The organism is Actinoplanes sp. NPDC051475 (assembly GCF_040689425.1).
GTDB lineage: Bacteria > Actinomycetota > Actinomycetes > Mycobacteriales > Micromonosporaceae > Actinoplanes.
The window spans coordinates 206,439-231,599 of record NZ_JBFAZZ010000012.1 but is presented as its reverse complement, the minus strand read 5'-3'; the positions used below and the strand labels follow the sequence as shown (position 1 = coordinate 231,599).

Here is a 25,161-nt window from a genome sequence, read left to right as displayed (position 1 = left end):
AGGAGTCCAGCGTGTCCAGCAACCCGTTCGACGACGAGAACGGCACCTTCCACGTCCTGGTGAACGCCGAGGAGCAGCACTCGCTCTGGCCGTCGTTCAAGGAGATCCCGGCGGGCTGGCGCAGCGTCTTCGGCCCGGCGTCGCGCCAGGAGGCGCTGGACTACGTCGACGCCAACTGGACCGACCTGCGCCCGAAGAGCCTGCGCGACAGCATGGCCCGGTGAGCCGCTCCGGCGGCCGCATCCTGCGCAGGACGATCACCCGCAACGGCCGCCGGCTCTGGCCCGGGACCGCGCTCATCGGGGTGCACCAGGCCTGCGAGGCGGCGATCCCGATCCTCATCGGCCTGGTCGTGGACAGCGCCGTCACCCCGGGCGACGGCACCGCGCCGGCGATGTGGGTGGGGGCGCTGGGCCTGCTCTTCGTGCTGCTGACGACGGCGTACCGGTTCGGCGCTCGGCAGCTCATGAAGGCGATCGCGGAGGAGGCGCACCTGTTGCGCGTCGAGGTCTCCGCGAAGATCCTGCACCCGCGGGGGGCCCGTACCGAGTTCCGGGCGGGCGACCTGCTGACGGTGTCCACCAGCGACGCGGACAACACCTCGTACCTGCTGGACTATGTGCCCCGGATCGCCGGTGCGATCGTCGCGACCGCGATCAGTGCCGGCACTTTGCTGCTGATCTCCGTACCGCTCGGTCTCGCCGTGCTGGTCGCCACCCCGGTCGTGCTGATCGTGCTGCAGATCAGCTCCCCACGGATCACCCGGCGGATGGCGGATCAGCAAAAGCAGGCGGGCCGGGCCACGTCGCTCGCCACCGACCTCGTCACCGGCCTGCGGCCGCTGCGGGGCATCGGCGCGCAGGAGGCGGCCGCCGATCGGTACCGCGCGGTCAGCCGCCGCTCCCTCGCCGCGACGCTGCGCGCCGCGCGGACCCAGAGCGGCTACCTCGCCGCCTCCACCACCCTCAGCACGCTGCTGGCCTGCGGCATCGCCGTCCTGGCCGGCTGGTTCGCGCTCACCGGCCGGATCACCGCCGGCCAGTTCATCACCGTGATCGGCTCCGCGCAGTTCCTCGTCGAGCCGTTCGGGCTGCTGGCCATCGTGCCCAGCTGGATCGCCGAGGCGCGGGCGTCGGCGGACCGGGTCGCCCAGGTCACCGACGCCGGGCTGGTCCTGCCCGAGGGCGCGGCCGCTCCCGCCGCCGAGCCGTGCGACCTGCACCTGAGCGGCGTACGGCACGGCCCGCTCGCCGGCCTCGACCTGCGGGTCGGCCCCGGGGAGTTCGTCGGAGTGGTGGCCCGCCGGCCCGCCGACGCCGAGGCGCTGGTGAAGCTGCTGGCCGTCCCGGCCGGGTACGAGGGCAGGGTGCTGCTCGGCGGCGTACCGCTCGAGGACGTCGACCGGGATCATGCGCGCCGCCTGCTGCTCGTCGAACCGCACCTCGCGGATCTGTTCACCGGCACCATCGCCGCGAACGTGGCCGTCCACGACGACGGCCTGCCGCTGACCGAGGCGCTCGCCGCGGCCGCCGCCGACGAGGTGGTCGAGACCCACCCGGACGGCCTGGACGCACCGGTTGCCGAGCGCGGCAGCAGCCTCTCCGGCGGCCAGCGACAGCGTCTCGCACTGGCCCGCGCGCTGCTCGCCCGCCCGCCGGTGCTGGTCCTGCACGATCCCACCACCGCCGTCGACGCGGTCACCGAGCACGCCATCGCCCAGGGCATCCGGGCGCTGCGGCACGGGCCGGGCGCGGGCTTCGCGACGGTCGTGATCACCAGCAGCCCGGCCCTGCTCGCCGCCACCGACCGGGTAGTCGTCCTCGGCGACGGCGTGGTCACCGCCGAGGGCGCGCACGCGGACCTCGGCGCCTCCGACGACTCCTACCGACGACTGGTGCTCCGATGACCCTTCCGATCGCCACCGCTCGGGAGAGCCGGGCATGGCTGCGTACTGAACTTCGCGGTCGCCGCGCGGAGGTCGCCGGCACGGTGGTGGTCGGCGTGCTCGGCGCGGCGGCCTCGATCATCCCGGTGTACGCCCTCGGCATGCTCGTCGACCGGGTCCGCTCGGGCGCCGGCAGCTCGGCCATCGCCTCGATCTCCATCGTGATCGTGGTCGCCGCGCTGGTCGGTGGGGGCGCGACCGGGCTCTCGGCGTACCTGATCGGCCGGTTGGGTGCCCGGATGCTCGCCGACCTGCGCGAGAGCACCGTCTCCACCGCGTTGCGTCTCCCCGCCCTCGTGCTGGACCGGACCGGCCGCGGCGACCTGCTGTCCCGGGTGGGCGCGGACATCGCGGCGATCGGCAAGGCCGTCTCCGACGTGCTGCCGCAGGTGACCTCCGCGTTCCTGCTCGGGGTGCTGAGCCTGGCCGCGATGGCCGGCATCGACTGGCGGCTCGGGTTGGCCGGGGCGGTGGCCGTACCGTTGTATGTGCTTGCCCTGCGGTGGTATCTGCCCCGGTCCGCGCCGCGCTACGCCCGGGAACGGGCTGCTGTCGCCGAGCGGTCGCAACTGCTCGTCGAGAGCATGCAAGGGCTGCGGACGGTGCACGCGTACCGGTTGGAGGACCGGCATCTGCGTGAGATCGACGGCGCTTCGGCGAAGGCCCGGGACATCTCGGTGGACGTCTTCACGCTGTTCACCCGCTTCGTCGGGCGGGTCAACCGGGCGGAGTTCTTCGGGCTGGCCGCGGTCCTGATTGTGGGTCTCCTGCTGATCCGCGACGGCGCCGTGACCGTCGGGGAGACGTCGGCGGCGGCTCTGCTGTTCCACCGGCTGTTCAACCCGGTGTCGATGCTGCTGTACACGTTCGACGAGATCCAGGCGGCGGGGGCGAGCCTGGCACGTCTCGTCGGCGTCCTGCGGATGCCGGTGGAGGAGCGTTCCGGCGGGCGGCGTCCGGCCGATTCGTCGCTGACCCTCGAGAACGTCAGCTTCAGCTACGACGGGGTGACACCGGTTTTGCGCGACGTGTGCCTGCGGGCCGAGCCGGGGGAGCGGGTGGCGCTGGTCGGCTCGACCGGGGCGGGCAAGACCACGGCGGCATCCATCGCCGCCGGCATCCTGCGGCCCGGCAGCGGCGCCGCCCTGGTGGACGGGGTGCCGGTGACGGACCTGCCGGCGCACACCGTGGCCATCGTGAGCCAGGAGACCCACGTCTTCGCCGGGCCGCTGGTCGAGGATCTCTGCCTGGCCCGGCCGGGCGCGGCTGTCCCCGAGGTGGAGGCGGCCCTGGCCACGGTCGGGGCGCTGGACTGGGTACGGGCGCTGCCGTCGGGCCTGGAGACGGTCGTGGGGGACGGCGGCCACGATCTGACCGCGGCGCAGGCGCAGCAGCTGGCGTTGGCTCGGCTGGTGCTGCTGGACCCGGCTGTCGTGGTGCTGGACGAGGCGACCGCGGAGGCGGGAAGCGCGGGGGCGCGGGCTTTGGAGGAGGCTGCGGCGGCCGCGTTGCGGGGGCGGACGGCGCTGGTCGTGGCGCATCGGCTCACCCAGGCGGCGGCGGCCGATCGGGTGGTCGTGATGGAGCACGGGTCCGTCGTGGAGTCGGGTCCGCACGCCGAGCTGGTGGCCGCGGGCGGCCGGTACGCCCGGCTGTGGGCGGCGTGGGAGTCGAGGACCCCGGCGAGCGCCGAGACAAGACACATCGGAGGTGCGGGATGACGGCAGGGCTGCAGGACATCGAGGGGCTGCTGGCTCGGTGGAACGACCACACGAGCCCGGCGACCACCTCGACCGTGGTGGACGCCTTCGCGGCTCAGGCGGCGCGAACCCCGGAAGCCCTGGCCCTCGTCGCCGGTGACACCCGGCTGACCTACCGCGAGCTCAGCGGCCGGGTCTACGCCCTGGCCCGTGACCTGCGAACCGGCGGGATCGGCGCCGAGGACGTGGTGGGCATCGGCATGCTCCGCTCGGCCGAGATGGTGATCGCCGTGCTCGCCACGATGGCCGCCGGCGCCGCGTTCGTGCCGGTCGACCCGGCCTGGCCTGCCCAGCGCCGGGAGCAGGTCCTGGCCGAGGCCCGCGCGGCAACCGTGCTGACCGCCGCGGACGTCCCGCAGCACGGCGCCGAGGCGCCCGGGATCACCGTCGCGCCGGGGCAGCTCGCGTACGTCATCTTCACCTCGGGGTCGACCGGCCGGCCCAAGGGCGCGATGATCCGGCACGAGGCGATCCACGAGCGGCTGCGCTGGCAGCGGGAGGAGATCCTGCGCTTCGGTCCGGGCGACGCCACGCTGTTCAAGGCGCCGCTCTCGTTCGACATCAGCGTCAACGAGATCCTGCTGCCGCTGGTCTCCGGCGGGTACGTGGTGGTCGCCGAGCCCGGCGGTGAGCGTGACCCGCAGTACCTGCTCGACCTCATCGCCACCGAGGGCGTGACCTTCGTCTACCTGGTCAGCTCCATGCTGGACGTGCTGCTGCAGCTGGCCCGGGGCACCCACCTGCTGGACGGCCTGCGGCACGTCTGGTGCGGCGGCGAGGTGCTCACCCCCGAGCTGTTCGACCGGTTCCGGGCCCAGCTCACCACGACCCTCTACCACGGGTACGGCCCGGCCGAGGCCACCATCGGCGTCTCCCACGTGATCTACCGCGACTCCGCCGAGCGCATCGCGACCTCTATCGGCCGGCCCAATCCGCACACCCAGCTCTACGTGCTCGACGACGACCTGAACCCGGTCGGCCCGGGCGTGACCGGCGAGCTGTACGCGGCCGGCTTCCTGCTCGGCCGCGGCTACGTCAACGCGCCCGCGCTCACCGGCTCCCGGTTCGTGGCGAACCCGTTCGGCTCCGGCGGCGAGCGCATGTACCGCACCGGCGACCTCGCGCGCTGGACCGGCGACGGCGCGCTCGAGTTCGTCGGGCGGGCCGACAACCAGGTGAAGATCCGCGGCATGCGGCTGGAGCTCGAGGAGGTCGAGGCCGTCGTCTCGGCCCAGCCCGCGGTGCGCCAGGCCGTCGTGACGGTCCATGAAAGGCATTTGATCGGGTACGCGGTCCTGTCCGGCGACGCCACCGGCGACGACCTGCGCGCCTGGTGCGCGGACCGGCTCCCGGAGTACATGGTCCCGTCCGCCTTCGTGATCCTCGACGCGTTCCCGCTGACCGCCAACAGCAAGGTCGACCGCCGCGCCCTGCCCGTACCGGTGCTGGGCCCGGCCCGGTCGCGGGAGCCGAGGAACGAGACTGAGGCGCGGCTCTGCGACGTGTTCGCGGGCGTACTGGGCCTCGACGCGGTCGGTGCGGAGGACGACTTCTTCGCCCTCGGCGGCGACAGCATCGTGGCCATCGGCGCGGTCCGGGCTGCTCGCCGTGCGGGGCTCTCGCTGCGTGCGCGGGACCTGTTCGCCCATCCCACCCCAGCGACGCTCGCCCTGGTGGTGGGTGACACCGGGCCCGAGGCCGCCGCGGTGGACGCGGTCGGTCAGGTGCCGCCGACCCCGATTCTGGCCTGGCTGGACGAGGTGGGCGACGCGCTCGACGGCTTCGTCCAGGCTGTCACGCTGCCCGCGCCGGAGGGCGAGATCGCCCCGCTGATCGACGGCCTGCTGGCAGCGCACGACGTGTTGCGCGCGACGATCGACGGTGCCGTCCTCACCGTCCTCCCGGCCGGTGCGCTGAGCGCCGCCGACGTGCTGCGGATCGGCGAGGACCTGGACGCGACGGTCGCGCGGCTGGACACGGACCGGCTGGTGGCCTTCTCGCACCTGCCGGAGACCGGCGAGCTGATCGTCGCCGTGCACCATGTGATCGTGGACGGCGTCTCGCTGCGCGTCCTGGCCGAGGATCTGCGCGGCGGCCTGCCGATCGCGCCCGCCCCCACCTCCTTCCGGCAGTGGGCCACGGCCCTGCACGACGTGGACTTCAGCGGGGATCTGCCGTTCTGGGTGAAGGCAGCGCGGACGCCGGTGACGACGCTGGGCCGGCTGGAGAAGGCCGACACGGTCGCCACCGAGGAGACGCTGACCGTCGTACTGCCCGAAGACGTCACCAGCCGACTGCTTAGCGCGGTGCCGGCGGCGATCCACGGCGGCGTCAACGATGCGCTGGTGGCGGCGCTCGTACTGGCACTCTCGCCGGACGGGCCGATGCTGCTGGAGCTGGAGGGCCACGGCCGCGAGGAGGACGCCGCCGACCTCGACCTGTCGCGTACCTGCGGGTGGTTCACGACGCTCTTCCCGGTGCCGCTCGACGCCGCCGGGCTGTCGGCGGCCGAGGCGGTCAAGGCGATCAAGGAGCAGCTGCGGGCCGTACCCAACAACGGCATCTCGTACGGCGCCCTGCGCTACCTCACGGGCCACGCCGACCTCGCGGTCCAGCCGCAGGTGCTGTTCAACTACCTCGGCCGCTTCGCCGGCGGTGAGGAGGTCGTGGAGCGCCGCGACCCGCGGATGCCGTTGCCCCGCGCGCTGGAGGTCAACGCCGTCACCGTGGGCGCGCAGCTGTCCGCGGTGTTCAGCTGGCCGGGCCGGGTGCTCGGACGCGAACAGGTCCGGGCCCTTGCGGAGCGCTGGGTGGAGCTGCTCACGACCATCGCGCACGACCCGGCCGTCGCCGGGCACACCCCCTCCGACTTCCCGCTGGCCGCCCTGAAGCAGTCCGATGTGGACGCGCTCGGTCCGGGCGTCCGCGACGTGCTCCCGTTGACGCCGTTGCAGGCCGGGCTCTACTTCCACGCCACGTACGCGCCGGACGCCGACCCGTACGTGGTGCAGCAGCTCATCCACCTCGACGGCCTTCTCGACGCGGACCGTCTGCATCGCGCCGCGACCGCCCTGTTCGAGCGCCACCCCAACCTGGCCGCCGCATTCCGCCCGGTGAGCGACGGCGAGGTCGTGGCCGTGCTCGGCGGTCCCGTCACGGCTCCCTGGCGGTACGTCGCGACCGGGGACGTGGACGCCGTCGCCGCCGCCGAGCGGGCCGAGCCGTTCGACCTGTCCCGCCCACCGGCCATGCGGTACGCCCTGGTCCGCCTCGCCGCCGACCGGCACGTGCTGGTCCAGACCGTGCACCACATCGTCGCCGACGGCTGGTCCGTCCCGCTCATGCTCGGCGACCTGCTCGCCCTCTACGCGGGCCGGTCGCTTCCCCCGGCGCCGTCCTTCCGGGACTTCCTGGCCCGCCGCGGCGAGGGCGACGTCGAGGCATACGCCCAGCTGCTCGAAGGCGTGACCGAGCCGACCCTACTGGCACCCGGCATGACGGAAAAAAGGCCCGCCGCGAGCATCACTGCCACGCTCGACCGCGCGGCCGTACAGGCGGTCGCCCAGCGTCATGGCGTCACCGTCGGCAACGTCGTCGCCGCCGCGTGGGGCGTGCTCGTCGGTCGCGTCACCGGCCGCTCCGACGTCGTTTTCGGCTCCACCGTGTCAGGCCGCGGCGGTGACGTGCCCGGCGTCGAGGCGATCGCGGGCCTGCTCATCAACACCGTGCCGGCCCGGATTCGCTGGACCGGCGCCGAGTCCCTGGCCGACGTCCTCCGCCGGTTCGCCGCCGACCAGCGCGCGCTGGTCGAGCACGAGCAGACCCCGCTGGCGGACATCCAGCGCCGGACCGGGCTGCCCGAGCTGTTCGACACGCTCGTGGTGATCGAGAACTACCCGGCCGCGGACGCCCCGGACGACGGCGGCCCGCGCATCGCCGGCGTCGACGTGATCGAGGCACCGCACTACCCGGTCACCCTCATGGTCAGGCCGGGCGACACGATCACGGTCACGCTCACCCACCGCCTCGACGCGGCCGCTGCCGCCCGCCTGCTCGACCAGTACGTCCGCGTGCTGACCGCCGACGCCGACACCCCGGTCGCCGCGCTCGGCCTGCTCGGGTCCGCCGAGCGGACCGAAGTCGCCGCGCTGGGTGCCGGTGATCCGGGTACGACCGGAGACCTGGTGCCCGCCATGGTCGAGGCAGTCGACCCGGCCCGGATCGCGGTCCGGGCGGGTGCCACCGAGCTGACCTACGCCGGCCTGTGGGAACGCTCCGGCGCCGTGGCCGCCGCGCTGCACGCCGCGGGCGTACGCCGTGGTGATGTGGTCGCCGTGGCCACCCGGCGGACGGCTGACCTGCCGGTGGCGCTGCTCGGCGTGCTGCGGGCCGGGGGCGCGTACCTGCCGGTGGATCCGGGCTATCCGGCCGCGCGCATCGAGTTCATGCTCGACGACGCCCGGCCGGTCTGCGTGCTCGTGGACGATCCGAGCAACCGTGCGCTGCCCGCGCACGACATCCCGGTGGTGCGGATCCGTACCGCCCGGGGGGCGGCGCCCGTCGTGCCGGTGGGACCGCTCGACGCCGTATCGGTGGTCTACACGTCGGGCTCGACCGGGCGTCCCAAGGCGGTCGTCGGCACCCACGGCGCCCTCGCCAACCGCCTGGTCTGGGCCCGCGAGCGGTGGGACGGCGACGTCCGGGTCGCCAAGAGCTCCATGAGCTTCATCGACGGAACCACCGAGCTGCTCGGCGGTCTCGTCGCGGGCGCCACCGTCGTCATCGCCGACGAGGTCACCGCCGCCGACGGCGCGCTGCTGGCCCGCCTGGTCGCCGGGTCCGGCGCCATCCAGCTGCTGGCCGTGCCCAGCCTGGCCGCCGCCCTGGCCGAGACCGCGCCCGAGCGGGTATGCGGGCTGCGCCGGTGGATCACCAGCGGCGAGGCGCTGGACGCCGGCACGGTCGCCGCGCTCGCCGCCGCGTCGCCGGGTGCCGAGCTCGTCAACTCGTACGGTGCATCGGAGAACACCGGGGACGTGCTCGCCGGAACCGTCGTGCCCGGCGAGACGGTGACGCTCGGCCGGCCCGTTCCCGGCGTACGCGTGTATCTGCTGGATGCCGTCCTCGAACCGGTGGCGCCCGGCGCGGTGGGGGAGATCTACATCGGCGGGGTGCAGCTCGCTCGCGGCTATCGCGGGCAGGGCGGCGCCACCGCGGCCCGGTTCGTCGCCGACCCGTTCACGGCGGGGGAGCGGCTCTACCGCACCGGCGACCTGGGGCGGTGGACGGGCGGCCGGGTTGAGTTCCTGGGCCGCAACGACGACCAGGTCAAGGTGAACGGCCACCGGGTCGAGCTGGCCGAGGTCGAGGCCGCGCTGCTGCGCCGGCTCGGCGTGCGGGAGGCCGTCGCGGTGGCGCGCCACGGCAAGAGCCTGCACGGGTACGTCGTAGCCGAGGCGGGGGAGAGCCTGGACCCGCACGCCCTGCTCGCCACCCTGCGCGAGGAGCTGCCCGCGTACCTGGTGCCGGCGACGGTGACCGTGCTGGACGCCGTACCGCTGCTGCCGAACGGGAAGCGGGACCGTCGCGGCCTGCCCGACCCGGTCACCACCACCGGCGAACCGCCACGCACGGCGCGGGAGGCGGACGTCGTCGCGCGTTTCGCCGAGGTGCTCGGCGCCGACGGGGTGGGCGTGCACGACGACTTCTTCGCGCGAGGCGGGGACAGCATCAGCGCCATCCGGCTGGTCAACCTGCTCGCCCGCGACGGCATCGTGCTGTCCACCCAGGACGTCTTCCGCACCCGTACGCCCGCAGCCGTCGCCGCCGCCACGAACGGTCCGGCCGCCGAGGTGGCACCGGCAACGCCCGACGAGGTGTGGGAGCTGTCGCCGCTGCAGCAGGGCGTGTACTACCAGGCGACGTACGAGGACGGCGCGAACACGTACATCGCGCAGAACGTGTTCGATCTGGACCGGCGTCTCGACGTACCCGCGCTGGAGCTGGCCTTCGCCGCCCTGCTGGAGCGGCACCCGACCTTGCGGGCGTCCTTCGTCGGCGAACCGCGCCCGCGGCAGATCATCGCCGCGCGGGTGCCGGCCGTGGTGACCGTCGTCGAGGGCGGCGACCCGGAGGCGATCGCCGCCGCGGAACGGGAGCGGCCGTTCGACCTGACCGACCCGCCGCTGGTCCGGCTCACCGTGGTGCGCAACCCGGACGGCACCGACCGGCTGCTGCTCACCTGCCATTTCCTGCTGTGGGACGGCTGGTCGCGCGAGCTGGTGCTGCGGGAGCTGTTCGCGCTCTACGACTCGCGCGGCGCCCGCGGCGTGCTGCCCGTCGACGGCCCCGGCTTCCCGGACTACCTCGGGTGGATCGCCGCCCAGGACCGCGACGCCTCGGCCGCTGCCTGGAAGGCCGTGCTGGGCGAGCCGACGATCGTCGTGCCGGAGGCGGCCGGCCGCGAGCCGGTGCTGTCCGAGCGCGTCCTCGCGGCGCTGCCGACCGCGGTCACCACGAAGCTGAACGAGCAGGCCCGCCGCGCGGGCGTCACGCTCAACTCGGTGCTGACCGCGGCGCTCGGCCTGGTGCTGGGCCACCGGACCGGCCGCGGCGACGTCACCTTCGGCACCACGGTGGCGGGGCGGCCGACGGCGCTGCCCGGCATCGAGAACGTCATCGGCCTGTTCCTCAACACCGTGCCCGCCCGGGTGGCCGCGACCCCCGGCACGAGCGTCGCCGAGCTGGCCCGCCGCGCCCACCAGGACCGGATCGACCTGGCCCCGCACGAGTACCTCGGCCTGGGCGACATCCACCGGGCCACCGGGCACGACCAGCTCTTCGACACCCTGTACGTGCTGCAGAACTTCCTCGCCGACAGCACCTTCGACGACCTCGAAGCCGCGCAGGGCATCGTGAACGTCGAGTACACGGACACCACGCACTATCCGCTGACCTGGGTGCTCACGCCGGGCGCGAACCTGCGGGTGAAGCTCGAGTACCGCCCGGACGTGGTTTCGTCGGCCGCGGCGAAGGCCATGGTCGACCAGCTCCTCACGGTGCTACGGGTGCTCGCCGACGGTCTGGACGTGCCTGCCGGGTCGGTTCCGCCGGCGGAAACCCGTGCGCTGGCGGGTGTGGAGATGGACGTTCCCGACGAGACCATCGCCGACATGCTGGCCGCCCAGGCCGCCCGCACACCGGATCTCACCGCGCTGGTGTTCGGCGCTGAGCGGCTGAGCTACGCCGAGCTGGACGCGCGGATCGATGCCGTGGCGCGCGGGCTGATCGCGCGCGGGGCCGGGCCGGAACAGATCGTCGGGCTCGCGCTGCCGCGGGGCATCGACATGGTGGTGGCGCTGTTCGCGGTGCTGCGGGCGGGGGCGGCGTACCTGCCACTGGATCTGGACCTGCCGGCCGCGCGGCGGCGGGCGATGCTCGACGACGCCCGGCCGCTGCTCGTACTGTCCTCGCTGGATGGTCTGGCGGTGGAAGGCGGGCCGGTGCGGTCGGCGGTGCACCCCGATCACCCGGCGTACGTCATCTACACCTCCGGCTCCACGGGCCGGCCCAAGGGTGTCGTCACGCCGTACCGGGGGCTGACGAACATGCAGCTCAACCACCGCGCGGAGATCTTCGGACCGACGGTGGCGCGGGCCCGGGCGGCCGGCGTCGAGCGGCTGCGGATCGCGCACACGGTCAGCTTCTCCTTCGACATGTCGTGGGAGGAGCTGCTCTGGCTGGTCGAGGGCCACGAGGTGCACGTCTGCGACGAGGAGCTGCGGCGCGACGCCACGGCGCTGGTGGCCTATTGCCGGTCGCATCGCATCGATGTGGTGAACGTGACCCCGACCTACGCGCACCACCTCATCGACGAGGGCCTGCTCGACGAGCACCAGATGTGGCTGGTGCTGCTCGGCGGCGAGGCCGTCACCGACGCGGTCTGGTCGCGGCTCAGCGACCCGTCCATCGGCTACAACCTGTACGGCCCCACCGAGTACACGATCAACACCCTGGGCGCGGGTACGGCCGACAGCCCCACCCCCACGGTCGGCAAGCCCATCTTCAACACCACCGGGTACGTGCTGGACGCCTGGCTGCGGCCGGTGCCGCCCGGGGTGGTGGGGGAGCTGTACATCGCGGGCGCGGGCCTGGCCCGTGGTTACCTCGGCAGTCCCGCATTGACGGCCTCGCGGTTCGTCGCCGGTCCGGAGGGCTCGCGCCTCTACCGCACCGGTGACCTGGTGCGGGAGCGGCCGGACGGCAACCTGGACTTCCTCGGCCGCAGCGACGACCAGGTGAAGATCCGCGGCTACCGCATCGAGCTCGGCGACGTCGAGTCCGCGGTCGCGGCGGTGCCCGGCGTGCGGCAGGCGGCCGTGCTGGCCCGCGACGGCAAGCTGCACGCCTACCTCGTGGGCGACGCGAGCCCCGCGGACGTTCGCACCGCGCTGGGCGAGCGGCTGCCGTCCTACATGGTGCCGTCCCTCTACGCGAGCGTTGCGACCCTTCCGCTCACCGTCAACGGGAAGCTCGACGTCAAGGCGCTGCCTGACGCCACCCCGATCCTGTCCGCGACGCGCAACCCGCGCGACGAGCGGGAACGCGTGCTTGCCGGCATCTTCGCCGACGTGCTGGGGCTGCCCGGGGTCGGCATCGACGACGACTTCTTCGTGATCGGCGGGGACAGCATCTCGTCCATCGCGGTCGCCGGGCGGGCGCGCAAGGCCGGGATGCACGTGACGCCGCGGGACGTCTTCCGCCGCCGCACCGTCCAGGCACTCGCCGCCACCCTGCCGGCCGCGACCGTGGCGACCGTGGCCGACGACGGCCTCGGCGACGTCGCGCTGACCCCGATGCTCGCCGAGACGGTGAAGTCGGCGACGCCGCTGGAGTACTTCTACCAGTCCATGTCCTGGCACACCCCGGCCACGCTGACCCGTGACCGGCTCGAGGGAATCCTCCAGGCCCTGCTCGACCGCCACGACCTGCTGCGCGCCACCTTCGACGGCACCCTGCACGTCCCCGCCCCCGGCCTGCGCGCCGCCGGGCTGATCACCGAGGGTCCGGTCGACGAGGCCTCCGAGGTGGCCCGCCTCGACCCGGCGAACGGCGTGCTGCTGCGCGCCGCCTGGGACGGCCGTACGCTGCTGCTCGTCGTCCACCACCTGGTGATCGACGGTGTCTCCTGGCGCATCATCACCGAGGACCTGCGCCGGGCCTGGCGTGGCGAAGAGCTGGCGCCGGTCGGCGCATCCTTCCGGACCTTCGCGGCGTCCCAGCCGCAGTATCCGGACCAGGACGAGTTCTGGCGTTCAATGCTGGCCGGGCCGCGCGCGCTGCTCGGCGACCGCCCGGCCGACCCGGCGGTCGACACCGCGGCGACCGTCCGCTCAGTCACGGTCACCCTGCCGGCCGAGGTGGCCGTGCCGCTGCTGACGACCGTGCCGGCGGCCTGCTACGGCGGCGCGAACGACGTGCTGCTGACCGGTCTCGCCGTGGCCGTGAACCGGTGGCGGGGCACCGACGAGCCGGTCCTGGTCAGCCTGGAGGGCCACGGCCGCGCCGGCGACCTCGACCTGTCCCGCACGGTCGGCTGGTTCACCGCGATCCACCCGGTCCGGCTCGACCCAGGCACCACCACGGATCTCGCCACGGCCGTCCGCGCGGTCAAGGAACAGCTGCGCGCGGTGCCGACCGACGGGCTCGGCTACGGGTCGCTGCGCTGGCTGCACGACCGCGACTTCGGCCCGGCCCCGGAGATCCTGTTCAACTACCTGGGCCGTTTCGGGAACGAGGGAGGCGGCGACTGGGCCCAGGCGGCGCCGCTGCGCGAGGGCGTCGACCCGGCCAACCCGGCCATGCCGCTGGAGATCAACGCGCACGCCACGGACGACACGTTCGAGGCGACGCTGTCCTGGCCGTCCGGGCTGTTCGCCGAGGAGCGGGTCATCGCGCTGGCCGAGCACTGGACCGCGGTCCTGCGCGAGCTGGCCACCACGGACGTCGGCGGGCACACTCCTTCGGACTTCCCGCTCGTCGCCCTGACCCAGGACGACGTGGACGCCTTCGCCGGCGCCGCGGACGTCCTGCCGCTGCTCCCGCTGCAGGAGGGCATGTACTTCCACGCCGTTACGTCCGATGTGGACACCTACGCGGTGCAGCAGATCGCCGAGCTGACCGGCGAGGTCGACCCCGCCCGCCTGCGCGCCGCGGTCGAGGCGGCCGTACGCCGGCACGAGGCCCTGCGCGCGTCGTTCCGCGAACTGCGCGACGGGCGCATCGTCCAGGTGATCGCCGCGGACGTGCAGGTGCCGTGGCGCGAGGTCGACCTGACCGCAACGCCGGAGCGGCTACCCGACGTCGCGGCGGAAGAACTCGCGCGGCCGTTCGACCTGGCGAAGCCGCCCGTGCTGCGCTACGCGCTCGTGTCGTTGAGCGCCACCGAGCACCGGCTCGTCGAGACGATGCACCACATCATCGCCGACGGGTGGTCGTACCCGCTGGTCTTCTCCGACGTCGTGGCGGCGTACCACGGGCGGGAGCCCGGGCCGCCGGTGACGACGTTCCGCGACCACGTCGAGTCCGTGGTGACCCGCGACCGCGAGGCCGCCCGCGCCGCGTGGAGCACCGCACTGGGCGGCGTCGAGCCCACCGCGCTGTACCCGGACGTCACCACGGTCTCGCACCACGACAGCGCGTTCGCCCACATCGACCGGGCGGACGAGCTCACCGAGGTCGCCCGGACGCACGGCATCACGGTGAGCACGCTGATCCACGGCGCATGGGGGCTGCTGCTGGGCCGGCTGCTCGGCCGGGACGCGGTCGTGTTCGGCTCGACCGTCTCGGGCCGCGGCGGCGACCTGCCCGGCGTCGAGTCGATCGTCGGCCTGCTCATCAACACTGTGCCGGTGCCGATGGCGTGGCGTCCGGACGAGCCGCTCGGCGACGTGCTGCGCCGCCTCCAGGAGCAGCAGACCGACGTGCTCGACGTGCAGCAGGTCGGCCTCGCCGAGCTCAACCGGCTCGCCGGCGCCCGCGAGCTGTTCGACTCGATGGTCGTCGTGGAGAACTTCCCGCCGGTCGACGGCGGCGACGCGCACGGCCTCGGCGTCCGCGGCTTCACCGGTACGGACTCACCCCACTACCCGGTCTCCCTGGTCGCGTTCCCGGGCGATCGCCTCACCCTCGAGATCAAGTACGACGCGGCGATCGGCGTGGAGGCCGCCCGGCGCCTCGTGACCCAGGCAGCCTCCCTTGTGAACCAGCTCATCGACGGCCTCGACCGACCCGTCTCCGCCCTCTCCCTCGGCGGGTCCGTCCCGCCGGCGATCGAGGTGTCGGCCGACGGCATTCTGGACATTTCACCGACAGATCCGAACGCGGTCGCCGTGGGCAGCCTCACCTACGCGCAGCTGGAGGCCCGGGCCAACCAGCTCGCCCACGAGCTGATCGCCCGGGGCGTCCGGCCCGAGTCGCGAGTCGCGGTCAGCCTGCCCCGGTCCGAGGACCTGATCGTCGCGCTGCTCGCGGTCGTCAAGGCCGGCGGCTGCTACGTACCCGTGGACCCCGCGGCCCCCGCGGCCCGGCAGCAATACATCCTCGACGACGCGCAGCCGGTATGCGTGATCGGCGAGGGCGACGTCGCCGCGCCCGGCCGTCCTGAGACCCGCCCCGGGGTGGCGCTGAGCCCGGACAACGCGGCGTACGTCATCTACACCTCGGGTTCGACCGGGAAGCCGAAGGGCGTGGTGGTGACCCATCGCGACGTCCGGGCCCTGTTCGCCGCCGCGGATCGACACTTCGACTTCGGCCCGGACGACGTGTGGACGATGTTCCACTCGTACGCGTTCGACTTCTCGGTCTGGGAGCTGTGGGGCCCGCTGCTGTACGGCGGCCGCCTCGTCGTCGTCCCGCACGACGTGGCCCGCGACCCGCAGCGGTTCCGCGCCCTGCTACGCGACGAGAAGGTGACCGTCCTCAACCAGACCCCGTCGGCGTTCCACCCGCTGATCGAGGCGGACGCGGCCGAGCCGGACCGGCTGGCGCTGCGCTACGTCGTCTTCGGCGGCGAGGCCCTGGACCTGTCCCGCCTCAAGGGCTGGTTCCAGCGCAACCCGCGGCCCCGCCTGGTCAACATGTACGGCATCACCGAGACCACGGTCCACGTCTCCTTCCGCGCGCTGGACCCCGTGGACGTCGACCGGCCCAGCGTCATCGGCGCCGCGCTGCCCAGCCTGGCGGTGCACGTGCTCGACGCGTACCTGCAGCCGGTGCCCGAGGGCGTGACCGGCGAGATGTACGTGGCCGGCGAGCAGCTCGCCCGCGGCTACCTGGACCGCCCGGCGCTGACCGCGTCCCGGTTCGTCGCCAACCCGTACGGCCCCGGTCGCCTCTACCGCTCCGGCGACCTGGCCCGCTGGGAGGACGGCGAACTGGTCTACCTGGGCCGCTCCGACCACCAGGTCAAGGTGCGCGGCTACCGCATCGAGCCCGGCGAGATCGAGGCGGCGTTGCTCGCGCTCCCCGGCATCGCCGACACGGCTGTGATCGTGCGCGACGGCAGGCTCGTCGCGTACCTGGTCGCCCGGACCGGCAGCCGTCCCGACGTGGACGCGATCCGCGCGCACCTCGCCGAGGTCCTGCCGGACTACATGGTTCCCGCCGTGTTCGTCACCCTCGACGCCCTGCCGCTGACGGTGAACGGCAAGCTGGACCGCGACGCGTTGCCGGCCCCGGCCCGGACGGTGGCGGCGGCAGTCCTGACCGACACCAGCGGCGAAAGCCCCGCGGTCACCACCCTGCGAGACCTGTTCGCCGAGGTGCTGGGCCTCGACGGCGTTCCGGCCGACGGTGACTTCTTCGCTCTCGGCGGCGACAGCATCGTCGCGATCCAGTTCGTGAACCGCGCCAAGCGCAGCGGCATCAAGCTCTCCCCGCGCGACGTCTTCCTCAAGCGCACTCCGGCGGCGTTGGCCGGCCTTTCCGCGACAGCGACCGGTGAAAAACCGCCGGACGGCGTAGGCGAGGTCGCGCTGCTGCCGATCGTGCACCGGCTCGCCGAGCTGGGCGGCGGCATCAACCGGCTGCACCAGTCCGACCTGCTCCGGACCCCGCCGGATGCGACCGCGGTCCGGCTCCGGGCCGCCCTGGACGAGCTCGTCGCCCACCACGACGCGCTGCGGCTGACGCTGAGCCGCCCGGCGCCGATGCTCTGGTCCCAGGAGGTCCGCGCCACCGGCGACGTCAGGCTGACCACAGTGGACGGCGTCGACCCGGCTCTGATCCGGCGCGAGGCCGAGGCAGCGGTGAGCCGCCTCGACCCCGACGCCGGACGGATGCTCGAGGCCGTGTTCTTCGAGAACCAGCACCGTCTGCTGCTCGTCGCCCATCACCTCGTCGTCGACGGCGTCTCCTGGCACATTCTCGTCGAGGACCTGCGGCGGGCGTACGAGGGTGCGGTGCTCGACCCGGTCGGCACGTCGCTGCGGTCGTTCGCCCGCATGCTCACCGAGGAGGCCGGCACCGCCACGCGCATGGCGGAGTTCCCGCACTGGCAGCGGACGCTCGCACCCGGCGGTGAGTTGAAGCCTGGGGAGGTGGCCGTCGGGCGCACCCGCGACCACGAGGTGCGGATCCCGGTCGACCCGTCGGTGGTGACCGGCGACGTCACGGCCACGCTGCTCAAGGCTCTGCATGTCGCGGTGAACCGCTGGCGGGGCAGCGACGATGACCTCGTCGTCGACCTGGAACGCCACGGCCGCGAACCGGTGGGCGACGCCGACCTGTCCCGGACGGTCGGCTGGTTCACCTCCATCGCCCCCGTCCGGCTCCCGGACCCGCCGGAGGGCGACGGGCTGGGCTACGGCTTGCTGCGCTACGTGAACCCGCGCAGTGCGGCGGCGCTGGCCCGGCTCGGCACGCCGCAGGTGCTGTTCAACTACCTGGGCCGCTTCGCCGAGGACGACGCCGACTGGTCGTCGGCCGGCGAGGACATCCGGGTCCGGGCCGACGACGACCTCGGGACGCCGTACCTGTTGGAGATCAACGTCGCGGCGCGCGGTGGCGAGCTGCACGCCGTCCTCACGTACGCCGACGAGGGTCTCGGCCTGGACGCGACGACGGCGATCGCCGACGGGTGGGCCGCCGAGCTGGCCCCGGCGGCCGAGCGAGAGTGGCCGCTGTCGCCGCTGCAGGAAGGCCTGTTCTTCCAGGCGAAGCTGGCCGGCGACGCCGACGTCTACATCGCGCAGAACGCCTTCGACGTCGACCACCGCATCGACGTGCCCGCCCTGGAACGTGCGTTCGCCGCCGTCCTGGCCGCCAACCCGGCCGCGCGGCTCGCGTTCACCGACGAGGGCCGGGCCCTGTTGCGCCGCGACGTCCCCGTCACCGTCGAGCTGATCGACGATCCCCGGGATCTCGACGCGGTCATGGCCGCCGACCGTGCGCGCCCCTTCGACCTGGGCGAGCCGCCGCTGGCCCGGCTCACCGTGGTGCGGCTGCCCGGGGGACGCGACCGGCTGCTGTTCACGTACCACCTGCTGCTCTGGGACGGGTGGTCGCGCGAGCTGGTGCTGCGGGATCTGTTCGGCGCGTACGCCGGCCGGCCCGTACCGGAGAAGAGCGCGAGCTTCACGGACTACCTGGACTGGATCGCCAAGCAGGACTCGGAGGCATCGCTGCGGGCGTGGGCGCACGCTCTGGACGCAGCGGAGCCGACGATCCTCTACCCGGCGGCCGCCGGCACGCAGCCGGTGCTGGCGAAGAGCCTGGCCCTGCACCTGACCGAGGAGCAGACCGCGCAGCTCACGGATCAGGCCCGCGCGGCCGGCGTAACCCTCAACGCCGTGCTCACCGCGGCCCTCGGCATCGTGCTCAGCCATGCGGCCGGACGGTCCGAGGCGGTGTTCGGCACTACCGTGGCCGGGCGCCCGACAGAGCTCGACGGCATCGAGGAGGTCGTCGGCGTCTTCCTCAACACCGTGCCGCAGCGCGTCACTCTCGGCGCGGCCGAACCGGTGCGTGAGGTGCTGCGGCGCGTCCAGGCCGAGCGCATCGAGATGATGGCCCACGAGTACGTCGGCCTGGGCGACATCCAGCGCGCGGTGGGCCGCGGCCCGCTCTTCGACAGCCTGTACGTGCTGCAGAACTTCCTCGACGACGACACCTTCACCGATCTCGAGGCCGAGCACGGCATCGTCGGCGTCGAGGCGGTCGACGCGACGCACTATCCGCTGACGTGGGTCGCCACCCCCGGCCGCGCCCTGCGGATCCGGCTCGAATACCGCCCGGACGTGGTCCCGGCCACGCAGGCGGAGTCCCTTCTGGACCGGCTCGGGGCGGTGCTGACCGGCTTCGACGCGGACGCGCCCGTCGCCGCGACCGCTCTGCCCACGCCCGAGCCGCAGACCGGCGTGCAGGCGGAGATCCCGGACGTGACCATCGCGGAGATGCTCGCCGAGCAGGCGGCGCGGACCCCGACCGCGGCCGCGCTCACCCACGACGGCGTCACCCTCAGCTACGCCGAGCTCGACGGCCGGGTCAGTGCGGTCGCCCGGGGCCTGCGCGCCCGTGGTGCCGGGCCGGAGCGGATCGTGGCCCTGGCCCTGCCGCGCGGCATCGACATGGTGGTGGCGCTGTTCGCGGTGCTGCGGGCCGGTGCCGCGTACCTGCCCCTGGATCTGGACCTGCCGGCCGAGCGGCGGCGGACGATGATCGAAGACGCGCGTCCGCTGCTGGTACTCGAATCGCTCGCAGGGCTCTACCAGGAGATCGGTGAGCCCTGGCTCGATGACTTCGCCCCCGGCACGCCCGGACGCCTCGACCGGCCGGCGTACGTCATCTACACCTCGGGCTCCACGGGCCGGCCCAAGGGGGTCGTGACGCCGTACCGGGGGCTGACGAACATGCAGCTCAACCACCGCGACGCCATTTTCGCGCCGACCATCGCGGCGGCCGGCGGGCGGATCCTGACCATCGCGCACACGGTCAGCTTCTCCTTCGACATGTCCTGGGAGGAGCTGCTCTGGCTGGTCGAGGGCCACCACGTGTACGTCGCCGACGAGGAGCTGCGGCGGGACGGGCGGGCGCTGGTCGCGTACTGCGCCGAGCACCGCGTCGACGTCGTCAACCTCACGCCGACGTATGCGCAGGCCCTGCTCGACGAGGGGTTGCTGGCCGGCGACCACCGGCCGTGCCTGGTGCTGCTCGGCGGCGAAGCCGTCTCCGAAAAGCTTTGGGCGACGCTGCGGGACACCGACGGCGTGGCCGGCTACAACCTCTACGGCCCGACCGAATACACGATCAACACCCTGGGCGGGGGTACGGCGGACAGCCCCACCGCCACCGTGGGCCGTCCCATCTTCAACACCACCGGGTACGTGCTCGACGGCTGGCTGCGTCCCGTGCCCCCGGGCGTGGCCGGCGAGCTCTACATCGCCGGCGCCGGGCTGGCCCGCGGCTACCTTCATCGCCCCGGCCTCACCGCATCGCGTTTCGTGGCGGGACCCGGGGGCACCCGCCTCTACCGCACCGGTGATCTCGTGCGGGAGCGGCCCGACGGCAATCTGGACTTCCTGGGCCGCAGCGACGACCAGGTGAAGATCCGCGGCTACCGCATCGAACTGGGCGAGGTGGAGTCCGCGGTCGCGGCGGTGCCCGGCGTCCGGCAGGCCGCGGTGCTCGCCCGCGGCGGAAATCTGCACGCCTATCTGGTCGGTGACATCAGTTCCGCCGACGTGCGTGCGGCGCTCGGTGGTCGGCTACCGTCCTACATGGTGCCGTCGCTCTACGCCGTCGTCGAGGCGCTCCCGCTGACGGTCAATGGCAAGCTGGACACGGCCGCCCTGCCCGCGCCGGCGCCGGTGGCGACGACCTCCCGGCCGCCGGCCGACGACCGCGAGCGCCGCCTGTGCGAGCTGTTCGCCGAGGTGCTGGGCCTGCCGTCGTTCGGTGTCGAGGACGACTTCTTCGACGCCGGCGGGCACTCGCTGTCCGCGCTGCGGCTGATCGGCCGGGTGCGTGCCGAACTGGGCGGGGATCTGACGCTGCGGGCGCTGTTCGACGCCCGTACGCCCGAAAGGCTCGCCCGGATCACCGCCGGCCCGGCGCGGGCCGCCCTCGCCGTCGGGGTACGTCCGGAGGTGCTGCCGCTCTCCCCGGCGCAGCAGCGGCTGTGGCTGCTGGACCGGCTCGACCCCGGGTCCAGCGCCTACAACTATCCATTGCTGGTGCGCCTCGCCGGCCGCGTCGACGTGCGGGCGCTGTCTCGGGCGCTGGCCGACGTGGTCTCCCGCCACGAGGTGCTGCGTACCGTGATCCGCGCGTCGGCCCAGCACATCCTGCCGGCGCCGGAAACCGTCCCGGTCGAGGTGGGGATGCCGGTGGCGGACCTCGTCGGGCGTTCCTTCGATCTCGCCGCGGACCTGCCGATCCGCGCCGGCGTGCTGGAGCAGGGCGAAACCACGGTCCTGGCGCTGGTCCTGCACCACATCGCGATGGACGAGTGGTCGGACGGGCCGCTGCTGCGCGACCTGAGCACCGCCTATGCCGCCCGCGCCGCCGGCCGCGAACCGGGCTGGCAGCCCCTGCCCCTGCAGTACGCCGACTACGTCCTGTCGCTGACCGAGACTCCGGGCGACTTCTGGCGGGAAGCCCTCCGCGGCCTGCCCGACGAGATCACGCTGCCGGCGGACGGGCCGCGTACGGCGACCAAGCGCCCGGCCGGCCTGGTGGCGAGGAGCCTGCCCGCAGCTCTGGCCGACCAGCTCCGGGAAGTGGCGCGGGCCGAGTCCGCCAGCCTCTTCATGGCGCTGCACGCCGCGTTCGCCACGCTGCTGTCCCGGCACGGCGCCGGCACCGACATCCCCGTCGGCAGCCCCACGTCGGGTCGGGGCGACGCGGCCCTCGACGATCTGGTGGGCTTCTTCGTCAACACGATCGTGCTGCGGACCGACTTGTCCGGCGACCCGTCGTTCACCGAGCTGGTGCGCCGGGTCCGCGCCGCCGACCTGGCCGCGTTCGAGCACGCCGACGTGCCGTTCCAGCAGGTGGTGGAGCTGGTCAACCCGCCACGGGCGGCCGGCCGCAACCCGCTGTTCCAGGCGATGATCGGCTACTTCCACCGGCCCGCGGATCCCGGCCCGGTGCTCGGCCTGCCCGTGTGCGAGGGGCCGGAGTTCGCCGCGGACCCGAAGGTCGACCTCAACGTCACCTTCGTCGACGCGGGCCCGGACGGTGTCGAGGTCACCTGCGAGTACGACACCGATCGCTTCCGTGCCACCACCGCGGCCCGCCTCCTGGCCCGTCTCACCGTGCTGCTCTCCGCCGTGGCCGCGGACCCCGCGCTGCCGGTGATGGGCGCACCCCTGCTGACCGCGGACGACTTCACCGAGATCGGGCGGTACGAGCCGGCCGTCCCGGGCGACGTGCCCTGGCCCGCCCTGCTGTCCCGCCACAAGGGCGAGGCGCTGGTCGCGGACGGCGCCAGCCACTCCTACGCCGACCTCGACCGAGCCTCGGACGCGGTGGCAGCCGCGCTGGCCGCCCGCGGTGCCGGCCCGGAGAGCATCGTCGGCATCCACCTGCCGCGCTCGGCGGACCTCGTCGTGGCGGTGCTCGGCGTGGCCAAGGCGGGCGCCGCCTATCTGCCCCTCGACCCGGCGTTCCCGGCCGCCCGCCGGCAGTTCATGGTGGACGACGCCCGCCCGGCGGTCGTCATCGACGAGGCGTTCCTGGCCACCGTCACGCCCGCCCCGGCGCCACCGGTGCAGCGGCATCCGTCCCACGCCGCGTACGTGATCTACACCTCGGGCTCGACCGGCCGCCCCAAGGGCGTCGTGGTGACCGACCGCGACCTGGAGGCCTTCCTCGCCGCGGTCCCGCTCTCGCCAGGAGAGCGACTGCTGGCGGTCACGACGCTGTCGTTCGACATCTCGGTCCTGGAGCTGCTGGGCACCCTGCGGGCCGGCGGCACCATCGTGCTCGCCTCGCCCGGCGAGGTCCGCGACCCGCTGCTGCTCGCGGAGCTGCTGAGGCGGGAACAGGTCACCGCGATGCAGGCGACACCCTCGCTCTGGGCGGCGCTGCTGGACTCGTCCGATGTGGACCTTTCCCAGGTACGCGCCCTGGTCGGCGGCGAGGCCCTCCCGGTCTCCCTGGCCCGCGCCCTGCACGCCCGCGCGGCAAGCGTCACCAACCTGTACGGCCCCACCGAGGTCACCGTCTGGGCCACCGCCGCCGACGTGGACGCGGACTGGGACGGCACGATCGGCACGCCGCTGCCCGGGACCACCGCCCACGTCCTGGACGACCGGCTCCAGCCCGTGCCGCCGGGCGTGGCGGGCGGGTTGTACCTCGGCGGCGTTCAGGTCACCCGCGGCTACCTAGGCCGTCCCGCGCTGACCGCGTCCCGGTTCGTAGCGGCCCCCGGCGGCGAGCGCCTCTACCGCACGGGCGACCTCGCCCGGTGGCGCGACGGTCGGCTGGAGTACCTGGGCCGCACCGACCAGCAGGTCAAGGTCCGCGGCTTCCGCATCGAGCCGGGCGAGATCGAGGCCGTGGCCCTGTCGCATCCGGACGTGACCCGGGCTGTCGTCGTCGCCCGCGGGGACCGGCTGGTCGCGTACCTGACGGTGACGCCGGCGTACTCGCCCGCCTCGCTGACGGCCCTCTTCGAGTCGGCCCTGCCGGGCTACATGATCCCGGCCGCCTGTCACATCCTGGACGAACTGCCGCTGACTCCGAACGGCAAGGTGGACCGCAACGCGCTCCCCGACGTCGCAGTGCCGGCCGGGGCCGGATCGGCGGCACCTCGCTCCCGTACCGAGGCGGCCGTCGCCCGGATCGTCGCGCAGGTGCTGGGCGCGGGCGAGGTCGGCGTCCACGACGACTTCTTCGCCCTCGGCGCGCACTCGCTGCTGCTGGTCCGGCTCGCCACGGCGCTGCGCCACGAGTTCGGCGCCGAGATCCCGGTCGCCCGGCTCTTCACCGCGCCGACGGTCGCGGGCGTCACCCGGCTGCTGACCGGCGACGCCCCGGCCGGGGACGCGCTCGCGCCGGTGCTGCCGCTGAGCCCGGCGGGCACCGAGCCGCCGCTGTTCTGCCTCGCGCCGGCGAGCGGGCTCAGCTGGCAGTTCGCCGGCCTGGCCCGCTACCTGCCGATGCCGCTGGTCGGTCTGCAGTCGCCACTGCTGTCCGGCGGCGAGGCGGCGGCCATGACCTCGCTGGCGGCCGAGCACGCCGATGCGGTGGAACGGCACCAGCCGGACGGGCCCGTACGCCTGCTCGGCTGGTCCTTCGGCGGCGCCCTCGCCCTGTGCGTCGCCGTGGAACTGACCGGCCGGGGCCGGACCGTGGACTTCGTGGGCATGCTGGACGCCCGCCGGGACGCGGTGCAGACGCCGTCGACCGTCGGGGGACTGCTGGCCGAGATGGGCTACACCGTGCCGGACGGCGGCCTGACGACGGCCGAGGCGGTCACGTACGTCCGCGCGGCGGGTGGCAGCATCGCCGCCCTCACCGATGAGCAGATCCGACTGGTGCTGGAGAACTATCTGGCCGCCGACCGGCTGATGGCGGGCGCGGCGTACCCGGCGTACCCGGGTGAGGTGTTCTTCGTCGAGGCGACCGTGTCGGAGCGGGGCTTCCATGGCCTGGCGGCCCCGGCCTGGCGGCCCCTGACCGGCGGGATGGAGGTGCACGAGCTGGCCGTGACCCACTCGGCCCTGCTCGACCCGGCGACCCTGGAGCGGCTGGGTCCGCTGCTGGCGGCCGCGCTCAGCCCACGAGCGGCATGATGCCGTCGCCGAGCCGGCCCCGGAGGAGCGCGTACGCGAGGGTCAGCGCCAGCCCGGCCAGGAAGGAGTAGCCGATCCCGGCGTACCAGCGATGCCGTTTCTCCCGGGGTACGACCTCGCGCGCCCACGGGCGTTCCCGGGCGAGCCACCAGAACAGGCCCACGCCCATCGGCAGCAGCGTGAGGATCCAGAACCAGAACCACTTGGTGCCGGTGACAGGATCCGTGGAGACCAGCGCCCAGAGCGTGATCAGCGCGCCGGCGATGGCCAGGCCGGTCACGATGCGGGGGAGCACGCTCGCGCTGTGGCCGCTCACCGTGGTGGCCGCCTGGCGCAGATCGGCGTCGCCGTCCGTGTAGTAACTGTGCCCGTCCGGCGTCTGCCACAGGAAGATCTGGTCGTGGGAGCCCTGTTCGAGGACCGGGGGCGACCACGGCACGTGGTCGGTCCGCCACTCGCTGCCCCAGGTGTACTCGACGACCCGGTTCGCCGCGATGTCCTGCCGGGCGTGGGCGACGCTCGCCTCACGCGGGATGGTCCACCACATCAGGGCGGCCCACACGATCCAGCCCACGACCAGGGCGATGCGCAGCAGCTGCCACCAGGCGATCTTGCGAAGAGTCACGGCCGCATTGTCACAGGCCCGGGCAAAGGGCGG

5 protein-coding genes are annotated in these 25,161 nt (G+C 73.6%); 4 read left to right on the top strand and 1 reads right to left on the bottom strand.

All coding sequences use genetic code 11. The features are described from left to right. Positions 1-11 precede the first annotated feature (11 nt). Genes AB0368_RS24940 through AB0368_RS24925 form a run of 4 tightly spaced genes read left to right on the top strand, consistent with a single transcriptional unit; the run spans position 12 to position 24,503 of the window. On the top strand, positions 12-224 hold the full coding sequence (locus AB0368_RS24940; protein WP_366156363.1) for an MbtH family protein: 213 nt from the start codon (positions 12-14) through the stop codon (positions 222-224). Further along, positions 221-1,906 (top strand): ABC transporter ATP-binding protein, encoded by a 1,686-nt coding sequence (locus AB0368_RS24935; RefSeq protein ID WP_366156362.1) that lies wholly within the window; start codon positions 221-223, stop codon positions 1,904-1,906. Before AB0368_RS24940 ends, AB0368_RS24935 begins: the two co-directional genes overlap by 4 nt. Further along, positions 1,903-3,666: an ABC transporter ATP-binding protein gene (locus AB0368_RS24930; RefSeq protein ID WP_366156361.1), complete on the top strand. Its 1,764-nt coding sequence runs from the start codon at positions 1,903-1,905 to the stop codon at positions 3,664-3,666. Before AB0368_RS24935 ends, AB0368_RS24930 begins: the two co-directional genes overlap by 4 nt. After that, positions 3,663-24,503, top strand: coding sequence for an amino acid adenylation domain-containing protein (locus tag AB0368_RS24925; RefSeq protein WP_366156360.1), 20,841 nt, complete (start codon positions 3,663-3,665; stop codon positions 24,501-24,503). Before AB0368_RS24930 ends, AB0368_RS24925 begins: the two co-directional genes overlap by 4 nt. Here AB0368_RS24925 and AB0368_RS24920 read toward each other — a convergent pair. After that, a complete protein-coding gene (locus tag AB0368_RS24920) occupies positions 24,484-25,128 on the bottom strand; it encodes a hypothetical protein (protein WP_366156359.1) in 645 nt (214 codons plus the stop codon). The two genes, AB0368_RS24925 and AB0368_RS24920, sit on opposite strands and share 20 nt — an antisense overlap. Positions 25,129-25,161: the final 33 nt, after the last annotated feature.

What these genes read in the sequence shown, in the direction of transcription:
- AB0368_RS24930 (WP_366156361.1), top strand. Translation starts at nt 1,903, where the DNA reads ATGACCCTTCCGATCGCCACCGCTCGGGAGAGCCGGGCATGGCTGCGT.
- AB0368_RS24925 (WP_366156360.1), top strand. Translation starts at nt 3,663, where the DNA reads ATGACGGCAGGGCTGCAGGACATCGAGGGGCTGCTGGCTCGGTGGAAC.